We start from the raw sequence: 16277 nt of genomic DNA, 5'->3' as shown, positions 1-16277 counted from the left end.
CACACAAGTTGTTCTTCATAATCTCTTAATGATCTTCTTGCTACTTCGTCAGCAGCAAGCTAGGTCGGCTATATTACTCTCTATCTCTAAAAAGTCAACAGGTTTTATTGATTATTTTTAAACTCATCCAAGATTTCCAGATTCAAACCATTTAGGCTAAACCCTTGTTTCTTAACAAGTTTTAATCAACATCACCGCCGATGGATGTGCATTCTACAGGATTTCAGTGGGGTTGCAATACTTCTTGCAAAGATTTTTTATCGTGTGTTTATTTTTCAAACCAATAAAAATATAAACCACTGTTATATATAATTAATTTATTTTCATTATTTTTGAATTTTATTGAGCACCCCCAAAAAAACCTACCCAAAATCACTATAAGCAATTGTTTTAAATAAATTTAAATTATAAAAATCTTTATCACATGACTTATACTGTTTAATTCATACTCTATTCTTGTTTTATTCTTCGCCAAGCTGGCGTTTATATACACAAAACTTGTTTTGTCCGGCCTTATTTCTAGAAATAGATGCTCTATTTAAATATGGAAAAATGAACTCCAACGCTAAAAATTAAAAAAGCCACCGCTATTTAGCAATGGCTTTTGGAGTATTGAGTAACAATTAGAATTTCATACTGATCCGCGCCCAGTAGTTACGTCCAATATTGTTGAATTGTTCACTTGCAGGTAATCCTACACCCGCATTCCCCATTTTATTCAAATGCTCGGTATATGCACGATCCAAGACATTATCAACACCAACAGAAAGATCTATACCCTCAGAGAGGTTATAAGTGCCATTTAAAGATAAAGTTCCAAAACCTGCACTTTTTTTATTGTCATAACCAACGATATTCCCTTCTCTTTCGCTAATTCGACTTTGGCCATCGACAATACGCCAGTAAGCCCCCAAGGTATAACGGTCTTGAATATAACGAAGATTGATGCGCCCTTCTAAAGGTGCGATTTGCGGCAATGGCGTATTATTGGTTGTGTTTTCTCCCCAGGCATACATGGCGCTCATGTCCGCCTGAATTGCGTCAGTAAACTGATACCCTACTCCGGCTTCTGCACCGGCGATGGTGGCATCGACATTCCGGCTATGGGCTTCAAGCATCCCCATCATGCCAGTAGGTTTATATGTCGTTAACACATAATCATTGATCAAACCCGCATATGCTGATGCCCATGAGTTGAACTTACCGTGCGAGTGTTGATAACCCAGATCAAGTTGTAAGGTCTTTTCAGTATCAATATTGGCAAAAGTATTAACGTTATCATTTCCCGTTTTAGGACTAAATAATTCCCAATAATCCGGCATACGCTCGACATAACCCAAACCTACATAAGTTTTGCCATCATCATGCTCGGGATGATGATTTTCAAAACGAATAAAGGCACTAGGTAAAGTTTCATTGCGTTCCTGCTGAGATTGAACAGCATCTACATTGACCTGATCCAGACGTAACCCAGACACTAGCTTATTGTTATCACTAAGCTGATAACTGAGTTCGCCAAAAGTCCCCATAGACTGGAATTTCATATCTTTAGTACGTGGCATGTTTTGATAAGCAATATTATTCTCTGTATCCGTTTTACGGATGCTGTGCTCATTATTCTGACTATCGATACCTGTAATGAGCTGTACCTTATCCCATTCACTGGTCATAGCTACACGCGCATTTAAAGTTCTACGCGATACATTAGTGGCTGTTGGTTTAGGCATCATCATATTTGGCTTAAAATCACGTAAACTATAATTATCCATGACATGATCGTTATAGTTATAGTTCACTTGAGCTTCGACTTTTTGAATGACATCGGTAAGATTTTTCTTTTCTACACGAAGTCCTAAACTTTCACGGGCAAACTTGGAACCATCCATCATGCGTCCCGCATAGACCGCTTCACCGTCTGCCTTACCCCCACTCAGCTCGATCCAGGTATTTTCATCGGGTGTCCAGCCTAAAGCGATATCCGTATTCCAGCGCTCCCATGCCGATGGAACAGTATCATCATTGCCATCTTGATAATCATCTGACTCAGAACGATTGGCATTTAAACGGATATATTTGGTTTCGTCACCAATCGCGGTTTCCACATTCTGATCCAGACGACCATAAGAACCGAGCAGCACACTGGCCTGACCACGATAATTTTTTTCAGCTGTTAATTCAGTTTCCGGACCACGCTCAAAAATGACCGTGGCTGCTGAACCAGTATTGGCATACTGAACCGTTTGCGGTCCTTTAATCACCGAGATCCGGTCATAACTTTCTGGGGAAATATACGAAGTCGGTGAGTCCATGCGACTTGGGCATGCCCCAAGATTTTCCGTGCCATCGGTCAGGATTTTAATCCGCGAACCAAACATGCCACGGAAAGTGACATCACCATTGGTGCCAGCACCGCTGTTGACCGAACTGAAGCCGACAATGCTCTGCAGATAATCTGCACCATCTGTGGCTGGAATAGGCTGGATTGGCTGTTTTGGATCTGCATGCACAATCAACCCATTGGCATCATTGCCTTGATGAGCTGTGGCCACAATTGGCGCTAAAGTTTGTACGATTGCCGTTTGCTGTTCAGCACATGCTGAAGCTGAATAACCGGCAACACAAATCGCAGCCGCAAGTGGCTGTAAAAAGAATTTTGGCTGAGCCATTTTCAATCTCACTAATACATAAATATGAGCTGCGGTTGAAGCAGCGTAAGGGGTAGAGTCAGTCAAGACCCGAAAATACCTTTTGATTTATGCAAATAGTGGTGGGGCTCGCCCTTGGGGCAGAAGAAAGAGTCGCTGCAAAACAAACCAGACATGACTAAAGGTCTTCTGGAATGCAATTAAGCGAACCTGGATACGATCTAAAACTTCTTTGACTTCTAATTCAGGGGGCAAAACCAAATTACCGTAGACGGTACAGTACTGACACTTATGATTGGCATCGTGATCATGCCCTGCATGTTGTTCATGCTCTTGAGTGTCTTGATGGATCTGATGCTGGGAATGTTCAGAAGGAGAAGTTTGATGAATAGAAGTAGAGCTGAGTAATAATGCACGCGTAATGGTTTCACAGACCGGAGCAATCTGATATTGCTTCGGAAGCAAGGGCTGTAAAAAAACAGCAATCTGTAAAAATACCGCTATACAAGATAGCAGTAGCCCACTACGTAAAAGCACAGGCAAACCCTAAAATTTGTCTAACTCAAGTATAACAAAGCCCAATCGAAATTGGGCTTTTTGTTATTTTTCATTTTATTTAAATATTTGTGCTTAACGTTTTACCGCAACCTTGTCTTTTTCACGTTGACGAACAACTTTTTCGACTTTTTCACGTGCACGTTGACGCTTTAATGGCGATAAATAATCGACAAATAACTTGCCATTTAAGTGATCCATTTCATGTTGAATACAAACAGCGAGAAGTTCGTCTGCTTCTATCTCAAATGATTGACCTTCAAGGTTAATTGCCTCAATTTTTACACGTGACGGACGCTCAACTTTATCGTATATTTGAGGCACTGACAGGCAGCCTTCTTCATAGGGCTGAGTTTCTTCAGTTAACGGGGTAACTTTGGGGTTAATAAATACCATGGGTTGGTCTTTATTTTCAGATAAATCCATGACAATCAGCTGAATATGATGATCGACCTGTGTTGCAGCCAAACCAATACCTGGCGCTTCATACATAGTTTCAAACATATCTGCTGCAAGCTGACGAATTTCATCAGTAACTTCTTCGACTGGTTTAGCAATGGTACGAAGACGGGGATCCGGGAAACTTAAAATAGGTAATAAGGCCATACGGTGTCCTCACTTATGCCATTGATCAAAAAACAAAATGAAGGAATGCTTCATCAAAAAAATGTGTGTAATATCGTTATTATAACGCAACTACATACATAATTTTAGGAATTATGATAATGAAAAAGGTTTTGAAGGGCATGCCAACTTTTAGTGCCTTGGGGTTTAAAAAACAATTATTGGCACTTGCCGTTTGCGTAAGTGTTGGGGTCGGCGTTGTCAGTATAGCTGAAGCAGCACCCGCTCGAAATATTAATCCACCTGCATTAAAAGCCGGAGCACCCCAAGTTTATGTGGTGAAAAAAGGCGATACTTTATGGGATATTTCCAAAAGATTTTTAAAAAATCCAGTACGCTGGCCTGAAATCTGGGCAAGCAATAAACACGTGAAAAATCCACACTGGATTTTCCCGGGCGACCGTCTGCTGATGTGTACCTATAATGGCAAACCGATTATCGGTAAAGATGAAGGTGATGGCTGTGAAGGGATTATCCGTCGTTATACCGGTGGCACTGGTACAAAACTGCAACCTCAAGTTCGGGTTGAATCTTTAAACAACGCCATTCCTGTGATTCCACTGGAATATATCAAACATTGGTTAGAACGTAGCACCATCGTGACCCCTGAATCGATTCAAGGTACGCCATACATTTTAGGTACTGCGGATCAACGTGTGCTTGCGGCAAAAGGTCAAACCGTTTATGCACGCGGAAATGGTCTGGAAGTCGGTCAACGCTATGCAGTTTACCGTGAAGGCGAACCGTACATGTTTAGCGATGCAAAAGGTCAAAAATACAATGCCGGTCTTGAGTTAATTCAAGTTGCCTCTGGTGTGGCTGTACGCGGTGAAAATGACATTACTACACTGGAACTGACAGACACTTATAATGCTGAAGTTCGTCGTGGTGATCGCGTTCTGCCTGAATACGATCCAATGCTGCCAACCTTGTTCTATCCAAGCAATGCCGAAGATGTGGTTGGCGGCGGCCAAGTGGTTCGCGTAATGGGCTCCATTGGAACGGCGGCAAAACACAGTGTGGTAACGATTGACCGTGGTAGCTTGCAAGGTGTTCAAGTTGGACATGTGCTCACAGTGAACCAAAAAGGCGAAGTCGTTACTGATCCGAAAACCAAAGAACGTGTTCAATTACCTGGTCAACGTATTGGTAACATCATGATATTCAAAAGCTTTGAAAACTTAAGCTATGCTTATGTGCTTGATAGCGAATTACCGATTAAAGTCGGTGCTGGCATTCAGCCACCACTGATGGATGAATAATCCTTTAATCTAAATCTAGAAATGAGGCTGACATTCAGCCTCATTTCTTTTTTAAACAATAATTTAAACAATAAAAAGAAGACATTTTTAAAGGTCTCATTATGCTCAATTCATTAAGCTCCTTACAGCTGGATTACATTCGCTTATGGTTTCTGGTGCAACACTCTCTAACCAGCTTTTATAAAATCAATTCACACTATTCCAATCTTGCTGAGGCAACACAGCCCGATCAAATTGAAACGTGGCAAAAGCTGGGTATTCACAAAAATCATATTCAGCGCCTGCGAGATTTTCACCTTCCCGAATCACAGCTGCAATTTCAGCATTGTGTTACCCTTATTCAAAAACATAGCGACTTTATTCTCACCTTCGAGCATCCTGACTACCCGACTCAACTACTGCCCTATGCCGATAAACCACCTATTCTGTTTGGTCAAGGTGATGCTAAAGCACTATTACAACCTCAAATTGCGATTGTCGGCAGTCGTAAACCCAGTGCCCACGGGCGACAAGTGGCTTATGATTTTGCCTATTATTTAAGTGATCAAGGTTTTTACATTATTAGTGGCTTAGCAGAAGGGATTGATGAAGCCGCACATCAAGGTGCTTTACGCCACAGTCGAACCATTGCCGTGATGGGCACAGGCTTAGACCAAACCTACCCGACACAGCATCAGCAACTGCGACAACAAATTATTGCTCATTCGGGTACAGTAGTGACTGAATTTTTACCCGGAACCCCGCCTTTACAGCAACACTTTCCACGACGTAATCGTCTAGTGAGTGGCTTAAGTCTTGGCGTGATTGTTGCAGAAGCCGCACTGAAAAGTGGTTCTTTAATTACGGCGAAATGGGCGGCCGAACAAGGTAAATTGATTTTTGCTATTCCAGGTCATATTTATAGTGAGCATCATCAAGGCTGTCACCAACTGATTCGTGAAGGTACTATTTTGGTCGACCATCCTGAACAGGTGATTGAAGATTTAGCGCTACCCACCCAATGGCAGAATCAACAGCAGATTGAACAATCAAAAAGTTTGAATGGTATTGAAGTACAAACCGAATTACCGCCTCACTTAACGCCCCTGTATAACCAACTGGATTGGGTGGGACAAAACATAGACGATATTGTTGCTAAACAACAATCCGATATCGGTACACTGACCAGCCAACTGATGGAATTAGAGCTACTTGGCTTATGTATGCAACAGGCGGGTTTGTATCTACGTTGTCGTCCAAGTAAATAAGGTTCACAATATCCCCCTTAAATATATTTGAAGGGATAAGATCCAATGATTACCACCTCTGTTGCCGAAGCTGCTCAATGTTTAAAACAAGGACAAGTTTTAGCATACCCTACAGAGGCAGTTTGGGGCTTAGGCTGTGATCCTTTTAACCAGCAGGCTTTCTTGGAAATTTTACGCTTAAAGCAACGTCCGATTGAAAAAGGGGTGATTTTATTGGCGGCACAGATCGTGCAAGTGGAGCCTCTATTAGAGCCCCTTAATACAGAAATGCGTGAAAAAGTAATAGATTCTTGGAGTCATCGCTCACCGACTGAACGAGCGACCACATGGTTACTTCCTGCAGGCGACCATATTCCCAACTGGATTAAAGGCAACCACCCTAAAGTGGCGGTCCGTGTCACCACGCATCCTTTATGCGTGGCGCTATGCAATGCGTTTAATGGTTTTATTGTATCGACCAGTGCCAATCCTGCCGGTGGCACGCCTGCACACTCACTTCAAGAAGCCAATCAATATTTCTCAACGCAAATCAATTATTTGAATGGTGATTTGGGTCTTAGCCAAGAACCGAGCAGGATTATTGATGCCGAAACAGGTGAAGTGATCCGCGCTTAAAGCGGATCATTTTAACTGTTTGATTGATCAATACTAATTTTTGGACAAAAAAAAGCTCAGCCATATAGGGACGGCTGAGCATAAAAAGGATGTGCATAAATCACATCCAGAGGGTCTGTAAATCTGGTTGCAAAAGTTTAAATATTATTAAGAAATACTTAAACATTCACGATATAAATATTATCTAATAAATTATGTTGCTATACAAATATATTATTTATCTTATAAAACACTTAAAAACTATGAAATACTCATCATATTTTCTTAACAATTTAAATTATCTCACTATTTTTTAATCATCTTTTTTCTAAATAATCGTTTCAAGCTATGATTAAAACGATTATTCATCTCCCAATTCAATTAAAAATGAGTGAAAAAAAGTAATTCATTTGTTGTTTTTTTGATCTTATTTTTTAATTTAAGCATTCAATTTTACTGTTTCTACTGTCACCACTTTCTTTTGCGCCAATAAAATTCCCAGCAAAATGACTACGCCACCCATACTATGATAAATCGTCCAAGCTTCAGCTAACCACAGATTGGCAATAATCGCGGTACAGACCGGCATTAAGTTCATAAAAATACTGGTTCGATTCGGTCCAATCATTTGTACTGCCAGCATCCACACTAACGGTGCAATCAAGGAGGGGAAAATACCGGCATAGACAACACTGCCGACATTGTATTGATCAATCGCATCCAATCCTAACCATAAAACAAAGGGCAGATGGTAAAGCAAGGCAAAAACCATCTGCACATACAAGCTAATCATCAGTGGAATTTGGAGTTGCCACTTTTTCAGGAATACACCATAAAAAGCATAGAAAAATACCGCCAGCACCATCATGATATCGCCCAGATGGCCGCCTGACTGAATCAGATGAAGCGGATTTCCCTGGGCCATTACATAGAGCAAACCGGCAAAAGATAAAATACTGCCCACCACTGCAAAACGGTTCGGAATCTCCTTGAGCATGAGCATGGAAACAAAGATGGTAAACACGGGAATAAAGGCATTGATAATGCCCATATTGGTCGCCGTCGTATAATGCGCTGCGGTATACCCCAAGCCTTGATACAACACCATGCCAAAAGCACCCAATACTGCAAGCTGTTTCCAGTGCTGCATAACCAACTGACGTTCACGCCAGACTTTGCCCAACAAAAAGGGCGTTAAAATAAGAAAAGCCACTAGCCAGCGATAAAAACTGATACTGACAGGAGAAATATAATCTGCCACATAGCGTGTCACCGTAATATTCATTGACCAGATTAAAACCGCCAGTAATGGCAAACCAAGTGCCCACCAGACTGTTTTATTTTGCTGTGTCATACCCTTTCCTGTACTTGAATATCCAGTATTCATTTTTACTGAAGTCTGAAATAATTAGAATATCGAATTTCAGACATCCATATCGAGCTACAGACACATATAGATTGCTTCACTGCTGCGTAAGTAAAATTCATGATCGTTATAAAATTGAGGCAGTGACATATAAAAATTGAGAACAAGGACATTCACATGCTGGAACATATTGAACACTATATAGAAGTGGATGATTTCTTTTATCAAAAGGATGAAATTGTTGCGCCACACAGTTCCTTATGGGGCGATTTTAATTTTAGCCTGAATGGTATTCTAGAATATGAAATTGAAGGACAAATTTATCTGTCGCCACCGAATTACGGTCTCTGGCTGCCCCCTCAAACAGCGCATACTTCTATCGCTTTAGATGAACAAATCACTCATTATGTCTGTATTCGAATCCATCCTTCATTATGTGAACATTTTGCATCTTGCACCAAAACTTTAAGTATTCGCCCTTTTCTTCGGCATCTGGTACATGAAATCCTAGAACAAAAACAACAAGGTATATCGACCACACATTATCCGCATTTATTACAAGTGCTGATGGATCAACTGAAAACTGCACCAGCTTATGAGCATTATTTACCACAAACCAGTCATGTCTTGCTCAAGCCGCTCTTACAGCAATTAGCCAATCCGCAGCTATTTCAGAAAAGTTTGCAGCAACTGCTCCGCGACTCATCCATAAGCGAACGACATCTACTGCGTTTAAGCCAGCAAGAATTACAGTTGAGCTTATCTGAATGGCGAAATCGCGCGAAAATTTTATATGCAATCACTCAGATTCGCCAAGGCAAAACCTTGAAAAAATTGGCCTATGAACTGGGTTATCAGCACAGTTCCAGCTTTATTGAGTTCTTTAAACGCTATACTGAAAAAACCCCTGCACAGCTGCGTGATGTCTAATATTTAAACGGCTTTAAATTACCTTTTTTGCAATTTTCGGCAAATAACCCAACAAAAAAACCATAGTCAGCAGCCAAAAAAGTATGCGATTTTGATCACCATACTCCACTTAGTATGTGCCGTATTTTTAAATTTGAATGAATAGAATCAGGTTTAATGATTGAATCAAACCTATGAGGATGCGTTATGAAAAAACGATTACTGGCTTCACTGTGTTTTGCGGCTATGGCATTAACAGCCTGTGATAAAAAACCAAATGAAGCACCTGCATCGTCATCGACTCGCCCTACTAACACTCAACCCGCAACTGCTGCCTTAAGCTCAAACAATGCCGCAGATATTAAAAATGATTTAAACCAAATTGAAACGCTCTCCCACAGTCGAGCCAAAGAAGCAGCAGCCTTGCAAAACAAAGCCAATGAAGCGGCACAAAAAAGTGATAAAGCTTCTTTAAATGCGATTGTTGCGGAAATGAAAACCTACATTGCACGCTTTAATCAAGATCTCGATGCTTTAAACCTGAAAAGTTCAGAGCTTGATGCTGTCCGCGACAAAATCAAAAAATCCAATAATATTGGAATAGAACTTTCTGAAGCGAGTATTGCCAATACACCCGATACTAAAAAAATTACCGAACTGCAAAACCGAGCCACTCAATTGCAAAAAGAATTGCTCACTGAAATGCAGGCTTTGCAAACCAAAGCGAAAACAGCTCCATAATCTTGGGCGGTTATATAAAAAGCAGGTCTGTCAGCCTGTTTTTTTAATTCCTTTATCTGGGAAGACTCGCTCACAAAGACTAAATTCTCAACAAGCCCGAATAAATGCTTGTCGATAGGCGCAATAACCGTTAAAACAAAACAGTGATAATCTCAAGCATTTAAGGACAACAGAATGAGCCAATCCGTTTATGACATTCCTGTCAGAACCATTCAAGGCAATGACACTACACTGAACCAATATCAAGGTAAAGTTCTGCTCATTGTAAATACCGCATCTAAGTGTGGTCTTACTCCGCAATACGAAGGCTTGGAAAAACTGTATAAGGAAAAGAAAGAGCAAGGACTTGAGATTTTAGGTTTTCCTGCCAATAACTTCCTGGCACAAGAACCGGGTTCTGATGAAGAAATTCAGGAATTCTGCTCACTCAATTACCAGGTCGATTTCCCACTGTTTTCTAAAATTTCGGTTGCCGGTGAAGACAAGCACCCACTTTATCAAACTTTGACTCAAGCGATTCCAGAACGTATTGGCGAAGGTCCGTGGTGGAAAGATTTGGTTGATTATGGTTTAACCCCGAATCCTAAACCGGAAGTGCTGTGGAACTTTGAAAAATTCCTGATCAATAAAAGTGGTGAGGTTGTGGCGCGTTTCGCACCGGATATTACTGCGGATGATGCACGTATCGTTGATGCGGTGAATGCCGAACTTGCCAAGTAATTTGTAACAACAATGTAGGCATCTACACACCGTGTAGGTGCTTATTTTTTATTATAGAAACAATAATTTAAATTAATGAAAATCCATCCTCCCTATTTCATATTTCATCCTTTATTTTAATCATTTAGCAACACTTCATCCATGATCTATCAAGGACTTAGGCATAAGATGAAGCTATAAACCAACCGCCATGAACAAAAGGTAAAGTATGAATACTCTAATAAAAGCAATCGTTTTATCACTCTCTACTGCTTTGGTTGCTGCACCTGCAATGGCTGCTCCACAAGAGCATCATTCGCAACAACACAACCAGCAACATAACCAACAGCCTGTTCAAAATCACCATAAAGCACCTGTTCAGCAACATCACAATGCTGTACATAAAAAAGCGGTAAATCCATCACATGACTGGAGAGTGGGTCAAAAAGTACCAAGTCAATATCATGGCAAAAGCTATAAAGTTGACCACACTAAATACAAAAAATTGAGCAAACCTGGTAAAAACCAACAATGGATTAAAGTGAATGGCGATTATGTTTTAATCAATGTGAAGAGTCATAGCATCATCAAAATCATTGGCGGCTAATTCCAGCGATCTCGGTGAGAAAAGAGTGCTTCGGCACTCTTTTTTAATGCCTGAAAATAAATTTGTTATCGCTTTGCAACAATCGGTTTTTTCTACACATTTCACCCTTATATTAAGCATCATTAAAGTAAAGATATGAATTGGTTATGAAAAAATTCATCCAAAATGTGGTTTCTCCTTTTGTGATGTTTAGTGCGGGCATTTTGTTGATGGGCTGTGAGCAAGCCAATTCTCCTGATTCAACAGAAAACCAAACTTCACAATCAAGCGAAGTATCTGAACAGCTTTCTAAAGAATCAGCAGAAACACCTAAGGCTGATCTGAAAAATGGCAACATGTTTTATATCGTGCGTGACGTTGCAGATATGCAGCTGAAAGCTGGCGATTATGTTGAGCAGCTCAAGCAAACTCAAACTGATTTAGAAACTGCCATCAATGACAAAGATCAGCAGCAGCTCCAAGCCACTGCCAAACATTTACAACAACAACTGACCGGTTTTAATCAGGCGCTGACTGGCTTGAACCTGAAAAGTCAGGAAATTGATTCGATTCGTCAAAATATCATGCAAGCCAATCAGCAAGTCCTTGCTACCCCATTTTTAAATGGAGAAGTGGATTTGAGTCAGGTCGATTTCAAGAAAATTGAAAAACAGATGGGCAGTATCCAAATGGAAATGATCAAATTGGCCGGGATGATGATTCCACAAGGACAGGATGAACCAGAGCAGAATGAACAAGACCCAAATGAACCAAATCAAGAAAGCTAATGCTTAAACCAAGTTAGACCAATTCAGTTAAGCTGAATTGGTCTAATAAAATGGATCCTTAAAGTCTCATATCAATCACAATACGCCCGTCAATTTTCCGGTGCTCCATACGCTCAAAAATATCATTAATATTTTCTAACGGTTCCACATGTATATGAGCCTTGACCTTGCCACGAGCAGCAATATCCAGTGCTTCTTTCAAGTCTAAACGTGTTCCGACAATCGAACCACGCACCGTAATCCCTTCCAGTACCATATTGAAAATGGACAAGTCGAATGTCCCAGGCGGCAAACCATTCAAAACCATGGTTCCACCACGACGTACAATCGCAACTGCTTGTTCAAATGCTTTAGGCGATACAGCGGTTACCAATACGCCATGACATCCCTCACCACCTGTAGCTTTTAACACTTCTTCTTTAACATCGACTTTAAGCGCATTTAATCCAACATCCGCGCCCAGACTTTTTGCCAAATCAAGCTTGGTGTCATCGACATCAATGGCGACCACATTAAAGCCCATGGTTTTTGCATATTGCACTGCTACATGCCCCAAACCGCCAATACCGGAAATGGCAACCCAGTCCCCAGTTTTGGCTTCCGTCATTTTCAAGCCTTTATATACCGTAACACCTGCACACAAGATCGGAGCGATTTCAAGAAGATCGACCCCTTCGGGAATGACACCGACATAATCACCATCTGCCAGGCAATATTCGGCAAAACTTCCGTTGACTGAATAACCTGAATTTTGTTGCTTTTTACACAGTGTTTCCCAGCCTGCATAGCAATGATCACAGTGACCACAAGCCGAATAAAGCCATGGAACACCGACAATATCACCCACTTTTAAGTGATCAATTCCCTCACCTATTTCTATGACTTCACCCACGCCTTCATGTCCCGGAATAAAAGGTAAACTCGGTTTCACCGGCCAATCCCCATGCATGGCGTGTAAATCGGTATGACAAACACCTGTGGCAATGATCTTTACCAAAACTTTGCCCGGGCTGATTTTGGGTATTTCAACTTCTTGTATTTGTAGTGGTTGATTAAATGCAGTCACCACCGCTGCTTTCATGGTATTTGCCATGTTAATTCTCTCCCTATTACCCATACTAAGATGGTTCTTTTTTTAAAACCATGGTTCACTATATAGAGCAATAAATAGCCAATAGTAGGGGTTTTGTAGCAGATTTGCTTGTTTTGAATTATTGTTGCAGCTCATTTACATGGTATCTTTCAGCTAAAATTTAAATGAATAAAATAAGCAGATCGTGAAACAAGAAAGTCAGATGTTCTGTTGATTTCAGGGCATTTTAAAAATACTGAAGTGATGAGCTGCTCACTACATTCAAAAGAAGGTCTGTTAATGGAATTTTGCCCCATTAGTCATTGCATGATTTAATGAAGATTCTCTTTCTAGTTCGCAGAATTTTTCATGCAACTGATTATTTTTACCGGTGTCCAAGCTTCAGGTAAATCCTCTTTTTACTTAATAAATTTGCATCACAGTCATTTGCGGATTAATTTGGATATGCTGAAAACACGGCATCGTGAAAATCTAATTTTTGAAGCGTGTTTAGCGGGTAAATCTAAATGTGTGATTGATAATACCAACCCGACAAAAGCAGATCGCGCACGTTATATTGAGCGTGCTAAAGCTGCCGGTTTTGAAGTAATTTCTTATTTCTTTGAAACGGACTTAAACAGTACTTTACAACGAAATAATCAACGTATCGGTAAAGCCAATATTCCTGAAGTCGGTGTTCGGGCAACCTATAAAAAATTAGAACACCCCAGTTTAGCTGAAGGTTTTGATGAAATTTTTAAGGTGAAGATTGTGGGAAATAGAGAGTTTTCTATTTTGCCTATAAATAATTGATGTTTTTATAAAAAAACAGTAACCACTTCTCATTTTTGCTATAAAATGTGCAAATAGAAATATAGAAAAACATTTTATATAATGAAAAAAATTGTTCTTGTGGTGGTCTGTTTAGCAATCATGGCATATGGCGTGTTGCATTTCATCATGCCTGAAAAAACCACGCCACACTTAAATCAATTTTTTTCTAAACCAATAAAAGATGTTCACCTGATTCAAGACTGGCTCAAACACAATCAACAGCAGCAATTATTATTGGTTGATGTCATTCAACCGGTCAATCCAAAGCAAAAAAGTGCTTATATTGAATATATAAAACAACGAATTGAATTCAACCAACAAAATATTCAGCGTCTTGAGCTCAGTCACTATCACAGCAAGACATTTAAAGAAATTCAACAACTTGAAATTCATGCTCTACAACAATGGAATAATATCCATCAAACTAATATTGTGGATGCTTTTGAACAGCAACAACGTTTTCTAGATCTGCCCATTGCAGAGTTTGAACAACTGGATTCTGGAGCACGTTATGTATTTCAACAACAAGAAATTAGCGTATTGCAACAATTACAACAGTTAGTCCAGCAAAACAGCGATTTTGTTGCAGATATTGACCACAGCCTACTTAGCGACTGGCTTAACTATCATTTAATGCAACATGAGATTCACCCGATTGTTGCCGAATGGCAAGACCCATCCTCAACTAGAACACGTAACCGTTCAGAAGCGTCGCAAGATTTACAATTGTATAAACGTTTTCAACCCAATACGGATGAATACAAATACATTAAGGCTCTTTCAACTCAGCTTTGGCATGTTGAATATCCAGCTTCATCCAATTTGGTCGCAGCAAACCCTCGACCTATTTCATATGCGGATCAATCTGGAGAAGATATCCTTTTACCTGAAGATGCACCAAAAGCTGAAAAATTAAAGCAATTGATTAAGATGCAAAACGACAGAGTGAATCGTCTATTGTTAGGTCAGCTCAGAGAGGCTTTCTTCAAAGACAACAAAAATTAGAATTTTAGTTTAGGAAAATAGCTCAAACAGTTTTGATGAGATGTTTAAGGTGAAGATTGTTGGAAATGGGGAGTTTTTGGTTAATTTATTGATATAAATAAATAAGCTAGTAAAATAATTTCATAATTTTCAAATATATCTAATCTATAAAATGAATACACCCCAAATAATCTATAATTTTCTTTGTCGACTTGAACCATGCCTTAAACAAGGCTACAGACCTTTTGAAAGTTTTTAAATTGCTCTTGGAGTAGAAAGTAACTATAAAGATTTCTATCGATTACAATTAAAGTTAGCTGAATATATTTATAATCTTGCAGATTTTATCGAACTGGAACAACCTGATATCGATATTGATCGGGCATGGGTAAATGACATTATAAAATTCTTGTCATTGCCAATAAATACTAAATCTGATGATTTTGCACTTTCAGCCCATAAATTATTTCCTCATGTTAAAAACTTTATAGGTTCACAAATTCGTATTTGGAACTTAGTACATGGGAATCAGAAAAATTTAGATAAAGACCAAATGAGTTCAATCAAACAAAAATCTGAGATATTAATAGAAGAATTTATTAAAAATAATGAGTTGGCACCAAATGTAAGAGCATTTTTAATTAAACAGCTTCGCAAAATTATTGAAGCAATTGATCATTATCAGATCTATGGTAATGAGGGTTTAGTCGAGATCCTGGATGAATCTATTGGGCATGCTTTTACCAACAAAAACTACGAAGATTTTTTAAAAGATGATCAAAGTACCACATGGAAAGAATATTTATTAATTATTAGCACAGTCGTAACCACATCAGATAGTTTTGTTTCTTTAACAAACAATATTAAGAATTTTCTCCCATAAAAAAACCACCCTTTCGGGTGGTTTTTTCAATCTCGAACCGTCTCTTACTGAGCGCGGTTTTTGATTTTGCGGATCGTTTCCAACTGTGCAGCAGTTTCTGCAAGAGCAGCCAAAGCAGCAGCAGAGTCCAAATCGCTCTTTTGATTTGCAAGCAATTGTTCAGCGTGTTTACGCGCTTCAATAATTGCAGCTTCATCTAAATCGTGTGCACGAACTGCAGTATCTGCAAGAATCGTAACCACGTGCGGTTGAACTTCAAGAACACCACCTGATACATAGATTAACTCTTCTGTACCATTTTCAAGCAAAACGCGAATTGCGCCTGGCTTGAGCAAAGTTACCAACGGAGCATGGCCAGGCATAATACCCAACTCACCGCCAGCACCTTTTGCAATTAGCATAGTTACAGTGCCAGAGTACAAAGACTCTTTTACACTTACAACATCACATTGCATAGTCGCCATGAGAATCTCCTAAATTAGAGTAGC

17 protein-coding genes are annotated in these 16277 nt (G+C 39.7%); 11 read left to right on the top strand and 6 right to left on the bottom strand.

Features of this window, described 5'->3' with window-relative positions; genetic code table 11:
• Positions 1-623 precede the first annotated feature (623 nt).
• The 3 genes from HLH16_RS09695 to def form a co-directional block, all read right to left on the bottom strand.
• On the bottom strand, positions 624-2666 hold the full coding sequence (locus HLH16_RS09695) for a TonB-dependent copper receptor (RefSeq protein ID WP_171529154.1): 2043 nt from the start codon (positions 2664-2666) through the stop codon (positions 624-626).
• Positions 2667-2753: 87 nt separating this feature from the next.
• Complete coding sequence (locus tag HLH16_RS09690; RefSeq protein ID WP_171529153.1) at positions 2754-3182, bottom strand: DUF2946 family protein; 429 nt, start codon at positions 3180-3182, stop codon at positions 2754-2756.
• 93 nt (positions 3183-3275) lie between these two features.
• The gene (def, locus tag HLH16_RS09685; protein WP_171529152.1) at positions 3276-3806 is read right to left on the bottom strand and encodes a peptide deformylase; all 531 of its coding nucleotides are present in this window, start codon (positions 3804-3806) and stop codon (positions 3276-3278) included.
• 119 nt (positions 3807-3925) lie between these two features.
• On the opposite strand from def, the gene HLH16_RS09680 reads away from it, so the two are divergent.
• From HLH16_RS09680 to tsaC, 3 genes are all read left to right on the top strand, one after another.
• Positions 3926-5086 (top strand): LysM peptidoglycan-binding domain-containing protein, encoded by a 1161-nt coding sequence (locus HLH16_RS09680; protein ID WP_171529151.1) that lies wholly within the window; start codon positions 3926-3928, stop codon positions 5084-5086.
• A 101-nt stretch (positions 5087-5187) separates the two neighbouring features.
• On the top strand, positions 5188-6333 hold the full coding sequence (gene dprA, locus HLH16_RS09675; protein ID WP_171529150.1) for a DNA-processing protein DprA: 1146 nt from the start codon (positions 5188-5190) through the stop codon (positions 6331-6333).
• A gap of 45 nt (positions 6334-6378) precedes the next feature.
• A complete protein-coding gene (tsaC, locus tag HLH16_RS09670) occupies positions 6379-6948 on the top strand; it encodes an L-threonylcarbamoyladenylate synthase type 1 TsaC (RefSeq protein WP_171529149.1) in 570 nt (189 codons plus the stop codon).
• Positions 6949-7366: 418 nt separating this feature from the next.
• On the opposite strand, the gene HLH16_RS09665 is transcribed toward tsaC, so the two are convergent.
• Entirely contained in the window at positions 7367-8281 is a 915-nt protein-coding gene (locus HLH16_RS09665) for a DMT family transporter (protein WP_171529148.1), read from the bottom strand.
• A gap of 162 nt (positions 8282-8443) precedes the next feature.
• On the opposite strand from HLH16_RS09665, the gene HLH16_RS09660 reads away from it, so the two are divergent.
• The 5 genes from HLH16_RS09660 (at position 8444) to HLH16_RS09640 (ending at position 12016) form a co-directional block, all read left to right on the top strand.
• Positions 8444-9223, top strand: coding sequence for an AraC family transcriptional regulator (locus HLH16_RS09660; protein ID WP_502707644.1), 780 nt, complete (start codon positions 8444-8446; stop codon positions 9221-9223).
• A 186-nt stretch (positions 9224-9409) separates the two neighbouring features.
• Positions 9410-9943: a PM1805 family lipoprotein gene (locus tag HLH16_RS09655; protein WP_171529146.1), complete on the top strand. Its 534-nt coding sequence runs from the start codon at positions 9410-9412 to the stop codon at positions 9941-9943.
• Positions 9944-10117: 174 nt separating this feature from the next.
• Positions 10118-10663, top strand: coding sequence for a glutathione peroxidase (locus tag HLH16_RS09650; protein ID WP_171529145.1), 546 nt, complete (start codon positions 10118-10120; stop codon positions 10661-10663).
• 208 nt (positions 10664-10871) lie between these two features.
• Entirely contained in the window at positions 10872-11249 is a 378-nt protein-coding gene (locus tag HLH16_RS09645; RefSeq protein WP_171529144.1) for an RcnB family protein, read from the top strand.
• 146 nt (positions 11250-11395) lie between these two features.
• Positions 11396-12016, top strand: a complete 621-nt coding sequence (locus HLH16_RS09640) for a PM1805 family lipoprotein (protein ID WP_171529143.1) — start codon at positions 11396-11398, stop codon at positions 12014-12016.
• Positions 12017-12074: 58 nt separating this feature from the next.
• On the opposite strand, the gene adhP is transcribed toward HLH16_RS09640, so the two are convergent.
• Positions 12075-13109 carry an alcohol dehydrogenase AdhP gene (gene adhP / locus HLH16_RS09635; RefSeq protein ID WP_171529142.1) on the bottom strand — a complete coding sequence of 345 codons (1035 nt, stop codon included), beginning with the start codon at positions 13107-13109 and terminating at the stop codon, positions 12075-12077.
• A gap of 348 nt (positions 13110-13457) precedes the next feature.
• Between adhP and HLH16_RS09630 the strand changes: the two genes are divergently transcribed.
• The 3 genes from HLH16_RS09630 (at position 13458) to HLH16_RS09620 (ending at position 15789) form a co-directional block, all read left to right on the top strand.
• Positions 13458-13901, top strand: coding sequence for an AAA family ATPase (locus tag HLH16_RS09630; protein ID WP_171529141.1), 444 nt, complete (start codon positions 13458-13460; stop codon positions 13899-13901).
• A gap of 81 nt (positions 13902-13982) precedes the next feature.
• Complete coding sequence (locus HLH16_RS09625; RefSeq protein WP_171529140.1) at positions 13983-14927, top strand: hypothetical protein; 945 nt, start codon at positions 13983-13985, stop codon at positions 14925-14927.
• Between the two features lie 388 nt (positions 14928-15315).
• Positions 15316-15789: a hypothetical protein gene (locus HLH16_RS09620; protein WP_171529139.1), complete on the top strand. Its 474-nt coding sequence runs from the start codon at positions 15316-15318 to the stop codon at positions 15787-15789.
• 44 nt (positions 15790-15833) lie between these two features.
• On the opposite strand, the gene HLH16_RS09615 is transcribed toward HLH16_RS09620, so the two are convergent.
• Positions 15834-16253 carry a F0F1 ATP synthase subunit epsilon gene (locus HLH16_RS09615; RefSeq protein ID WP_131290509.1) on the bottom strand — a complete coding sequence of 140 codons (420 nt, stop codon included), beginning with the start codon at positions 16251-16253 and terminating at the stop codon, positions 15834-15836.
• Between the last annotated feature and the right edge of the window lie 24 nt (positions 16254-16277).

The sequence above is a fragment of the Acinetobacter sp. ANC 5378 genome (assembly GCF_013004315.1).
Taxonomy (GTDB): domain Bacteria; phylum Pseudomonadota; class Gammaproteobacteria; order Pseudomonadales; family Moraxellaceae; genus Acinetobacter.
Note: the sequence above shows the minus strand (reverse complement) of the source record. Positions and strands in the feature narration are given on the sequence as shown.

What these genes read in the sequence shown, in the direction of transcription:
- HLH16_RS09640 (WP_171529143.1), top strand. Translation starts at nt 11,396, where the DNA reads ATGAAAAAATTCATCCAAAATGTGGTTTCTCCTTTTGTGATGTTTAGT.
- HLH16_RS09655 (WP_171529146.1), top strand. Translation starts at nt 9,410, where the DNA reads ATGAAAAAACGATTACTGGCTTCACTGTGTTTTGCGGCTATGGCATTA.
- HLH16_RS09680 (WP_171529151.1), top strand. Translation starts at nt 3,926, where the DNA reads ATGAAAAAGGTTTTGAAGGGCATGCCAACTTTTAGTGCCTTGGGGTTT.
- HLH16_RS09665 (WP_171529148.1), bottom strand. Translation starts at nt 8,281, where the DNA reads ATGACACAGCAAAATAAAACAGTCTGGTGGGCACTTGGTTTGCCATTA.
- def (WP_171529152.1), bottom strand. Translation starts at nt 3,806, where the DNA reads ATGGCCTTATTACCTATTTTAAGTTTCCCGGATCCCCGTCTTCGTACC.
- dprA (WP_171529150.1), top strand. Translation starts at nt 5,188, where the DNA reads ATGCTCAATTCATTAAGCTCCTTACAGCTGGATTACATTCGCTTATGG.
- HLH16_RS09645 (WP_171529144.1), top strand. Translation starts at nt 10,872, where the DNA reads ATGAATACTCTAATAAAAGCAATCGTTTTATCACTCTCTACTGCTTTG.
- HLH16_RS09625 (WP_171529140.1), top strand. Translation starts at nt 13,983, where the DNA reads ATGAAAAAAATTGTTCTTGTGGTGGTCTGTTTAGCAATCATGGCATAT.
- HLH16_RS09630 (WP_171529141.1), top strand. Translation starts at nt 13,458, where the DNA reads ATGCAACTGATTATTTTTACCGGTGTCCAAGCTTCAGGTAAATCCTCT.
- adhP (WP_171529142.1), bottom strand. Translation starts at nt 13,109, where the DNA reads ATGGCAAATACCATGAAAGCAGCGGTGGTGACTGCATTTAATCAACCA.
- HLH16_RS09615 (WP_131290509.1), bottom strand. Translation starts at nt 16,253, where the DNA reads ATGGCGACTATGCAATGTGATGTTGTAAGTGTAAAAGAGTCTTTGTAC.
- tsaC (WP_171529149.1), top strand. Translation starts at nt 6,379, where the DNA reads ATGATTACCACCTCTGTTGCCGAAGCTGCTCAATGTTTAAAACAAGGA.
- HLH16_RS09695 (WP_171529154.1), bottom strand. Translation starts at nt 2,666, where the DNA reads ATGGCTCAGCCAAAATTCTTTTTACAGCCACTTGCGGCTGCGATTTGT.
- HLH16_RS09650 (WP_171529145.1), top strand. Translation starts at nt 10,118, where the DNA reads ATGAGCCAATCCGTTTATGACATTCCTGTCAGAACCATTCAAGGCAAT.